Origin of the sequence: uncultured Aureimonas sp., from assembly GCF_913775355.1 — a bacterium.
Classification (GTDB): Bacteria; Pseudomonadota; Alphaproteobacteria; order Rhizobiales; family Rhizobiaceae; genus Aureimonas.
In genome coordinates this window covers 1-3,694 of record NZ_CAJYIU010000027.1, presented here as the reverse complement: position 1 = coordinate 3,694, position 3,694 = coordinate 1, and the positions used below count along the sequence as shown (strand labels likewise).

At 67.9% G+C, this 3,694-nt stretch carries 4 protein-coding genes and 1 pseudogene; all 5 read left to right on the top strand.

Features of this window, described 5'->3' with window-relative positions; genetic code table 11:
- Positions 1-266: pseudogene (locus QZ753_RS01995) on the top strand (phosphonate ABC transporter substrate-binding protein); the annotation flags it as partial.
- A 70-nt stretch (positions 267-336) separates the two neighbouring features.
- On the top strand, positions 337-1,137 hold the full coding sequence (gene phnE / locus QZ753_RS01990) for a phosphonate ABC transporter, permease protein PhnE (protein ID WP_294640736.1): 801 nt from the start codon (positions 337-339) through the stop codon (positions 1,135-1,137).
- Complete coding sequence (locus tag QZ753_RS01985; RefSeq protein WP_294640735.1) at positions 1,137-1,814, top strand: DUF1045 domain-containing protein; 678 nt, start codon at positions 1,137-1,139, stop codon at positions 1,812-1,814. Before phnE ends, QZ753_RS01985 begins: the two co-directional genes overlap by 1 nt.
- On the top strand, positions 1,811-2,959 hold the full coding sequence (locus tag QZ753_RS01980) for an alpha-D-ribose 1-methylphosphonate 5-triphosphate diphosphatase (RefSeq protein ID WP_294640733.1): 1,149 nt from the start codon (positions 1,811-1,813) through the stop codon (positions 2,957-2,959). Before QZ753_RS01985 ends, QZ753_RS01980 begins: the two co-directional genes overlap by 4 nt.
- Positions 2,952-3,545 carry a phosphonate metabolism protein/1,5-bisphosphokinase (PRPP-forming) PhnN gene (phnN, locus tag QZ753_RS01975; protein ID WP_294640732.1) on the top strand — a complete coding sequence of 198 codons (594 nt, stop codon included), beginning with the start codon at positions 2,952-2,954 and terminating at the stop codon, positions 3,543-3,545. The genes QZ753_RS01980 and phnN overlap by 8 nt, the downstream gene beginning before the upstream one ends.
- Positions 3,546-3,694 lie beyond the last annotated feature (149 nt).

Here is a 3,694-nt window from a genome sequence, read left to right as displayed (position 1 = left end):
CGTTCGTGCTTAACTACGGCACCGATCGCACGAAGGGCGACAAGGGCGAAGAGCTGAACACGCTCGCCGGCCTCACCTGGTCGCCGTTCCGCGCCTCCAGCGACGACCAGCTTCTGCCGGTCCGCGTAATGGAAGTGTCGAAGGCGATGGCCGCGACCCGCAACGACGCCTCGCTCTCCGCCGACGCCAAGGCCGCCAAGCTTAAGGAGCTGGAGGACAAGAAGTCCGGCTACGAGGCGAAGCTCGCCGCGGCACCGCAGGGCTGAAGTCCGATCCGAAGTGTCCATCGCCGCGCCGGACGCGCGGCGGTGGACCGCCCGTCCAGGAGACACCGAGATGAACGCAGACGCCACGGCCGCCGCCGCGACGGACCCCGCGCCGAAGCGCTCGCTCGGCAGCCTCGCCGTCTGGCTGGGGCTGGCGCTTCTTCTCGTCTGGAGCTGGGGTCCGGCCGACATGGGGCGCTGGACCTACCTCTTCACCGACTCCGCCAACATGGCCGAATACGCGAAGGGCTTCCTGTCGCCGAACTTCGCGGACTGGCGCTACTACCTCTCCGAGATGATCGTGACGGTGCAGATCGCGGTCTGGGGCACGTTCCTGTCCGTTCTCCTCTCGATCCCGTTCGGCATTCTCTCGGCTGCCAACGTCTCGCCGTGGTGGGTGCATCAGCCGGCGCGACGTTTGATGGACCTGTTCCGCGCCATCCACGAGGTCGTCTTCGCCGTGCTCTTCGTGGTCGCCGTCGGCCTCGGCCCGTTCGCCGGCGTCATGGCGCTCTTCATTCACACGACCGGCATTCTGGCCAAGCTCTTCTCCGAAGCGGTCGAGGCGATCGATCCACGGCCTGTCGAGGCGATCCGGACCACCGGCGCGTCGCGGCTGCAGGAGATCGTCTACGGCGTCATCCCACAGGTCCTTCCTCTCTGGATCTCGTTCTCGCTCTACCGTCTGGAATCCAACGTGCGCGCTGCCACCGTGCTCGGCGTGATCGGGGCCGGCGGCATCGGACAGGTGCTGTTCGAGTCGATCCGCGGCTTCTATTATCCGCAGGCTTCGGCCATCCTCATCATCGTGGTCGCAACGGTCACGGTCATGGATGTCATCTCGCAGAGCCTTCGAAAGCGCGTCATCTGATGCGCGCCGCCGTCTACTTCACGCCGCCGCGCGACGCGCCGCTGACCCGCCTTGCCGCCGCGTGGCTGGGTCGCGACGCCTTCTCGCACGGTCCGGGCGAAGCCCCCGCGCCGCTCGTCGCCGAGCCGGCCCGCTACGGTTTCCACGCCACGATGAAGCCGCCGTTCCGGCTCGCTGAAGGCCGGACGGTGGAAGAACTCGACGACGCCCTCGCCGTCTTTTGCGGCCGGCAACACCGGGTCGAGATCGCGGAGCTGGAGCTCCGACTCATCGGACGCTTCTTCGCGTTGGTGCCCGGCGATCGTGAGCCGGCGCTCCATGCTCTGGCCGACGAGACCGTACGGGAGTTCGAGCGCTTCCGAGCCCCACTCGATGCTGCCGAGCTGGCCCGTCGAGCGCCGGACAGGCTGACCGAGCGCCAGCGCGAGCACCTCGACCGCTGGGGCTACCCCTACATCTTCGACGAGTTCCGTTTCCACATGACCCTGACCGGCCCCGTCCCCGACGAGGACGCCGCAGCGGTCGAGGCGCGACTTCGGGAACGCTTCGCGCCCGCACTCGGGCGTCCCTTGGCGATCGACGGGCTGGCGCTTTTCGTCGAACCTCGTCCCGGCGCGCCGTTCCAGGTTCGCGCCCTTCATTCCCTTTCTTCCGATACCGCAACGAGCCAGACATGAGCAGTCCATCGACCGAAGAGGTCTTCCACAACGCCCGCATCGTCCTGGCCGACGAGGTGATCGAGGGCAACATTCTGGTTCGCGACGGACGGATCGCCGATATTTCCAAGAACAAGTCCCACACCGGAACTGACCTTGAGGGCGACTACCTTCTGCCCGGCCTCGTCGAGCTACACACCGACCATCTCGAGGGCCACTACCTGCCCCGCCCGAAGGTGCGCTGGAACATCGACGCCGCGCTGCAGGCCCATGATGCGCAGGTTTCGGCCTCCGGTATCACCACCGTGTTCGATGCCCTGCGGGTCGGCATGGACGAGGATGCCGCGCTCGGCTCGACCGACATGTCGGCGATGGCCGACGCCATCCTCGACGCGACGCGCGACGACCGCCTGCGCGCCGACCACTTCATTCACCTGCGGTGCGAGGTCTCGGCACCCGACGTCGTGCCGGCCTTCGAGACCATGATCGGCAACGAGCGCGTGCGCCTTGCCTCGCTGATGGATCACGCGCCGGGTCAGCGCCAGTTCGTCGATATCCAGACCTACCGCACCTACTACCAGGGCAAGATGCGGATGACGGATGCCGTGTTCGACGCGTTCTGCGCGCGGCGTGTCGCGGAATCCGAGGCGAACTCGCCTGGCAACCGCCGCCACATCGCGGGGCTCTGCCGCGACGCCGGCATCACGCTTGCCAGTCACGACGATGCTACTGCCGCGCATGTCGAGGAAAGCCGCGAGCTCGGCATCGCTTTGGCCGAATTCCCGACGACGCTGGAGGCGGCACGCCTGTCGCGCGAGTCCGGCCTGTCGGTGCTCATGGGCGCGCCCAACGTCGTGCGGGGCGGTTCGCATTCGGGGAACGTGTCGGCGAAGGACCTTGTCAAGATTGGCGTCCTCGATGTCCTGTCGTCGGACTACGTGCCGTTCAGTCTCATCCAGGCGACCTTCGTGCTGGCGGGCTCTATCGGATTGCCCGTGGCCACCGCGATGGTCACGCGGACGCCTGCGCGCGTCGCCAGCCTCGATGACCGCGGCGAGATCGCCGTGGGTCTTCGGGCGGATCTGGTGCGCGTGCGCGCGCAGACCGGCGCGGCCAAGCCGCCCGTTGTGCGCAGCGTCTGGCGCGAGGGGCGGCGCGTTGCGTGACGACGGAGCACCGCAAGGGCTTCTTGTGGCCGTGGTCGGCCCGAGCGGCGCCGGCAAGGATACGCTGATCCGTCTTGCGTTCGAGGAATTGACCGACGAGCCCCGCATCGAACTGGCCCGGCGCACGATTACCCGACCGCCGGACGGCGAGACCGAGGATCACGACAGCCTCGACACGGACGCGTTTGCCGACGTCGAGGCCGCTGGCGGGTTCTGCCTGACATGGCGGGCGCACGGCCTCGCCTACGGACTGCCGCTCGCGATCGAGGACAAGGTCCGGTCCGGTCGAATCCTGGTGGCGAACCTCTCCCGCCGGTCCCTCGCGGATGCCGTTACTCGCTTCGGGCGGATCGCGGTGGTGGAGATCACCGCACCTCGCTCCGTCCTCGTCGAGCGCATCGCGGCGCGTGGCCGGGAGAGCGCCGATGAGATCGAACGACGGCTCGCCCGTCAGGTGGGTCTCGACATTCCCGCCCGCTGCGAAAGCGCGCTGACGATCGACAACAGCGGGCCGCCCGGCCCGAACGCGCTGGTCTTGCGGGACCATCTGCGTGGCCTCGTAGCATCCGTCCGGCATCCCGACTGAGGGCGAGCCGCAGTCGTCTTGACGTTGCGACGCCGTTGCGGTGGAGGATGCTCCTGTCAGACGGAGCGCCGCACGATGAAAGCCATGATCTTCGAGACCTTCGGGACCGAGCCGGACATCCGGCAGGTTCCCGATCCGACCCCGGCCCC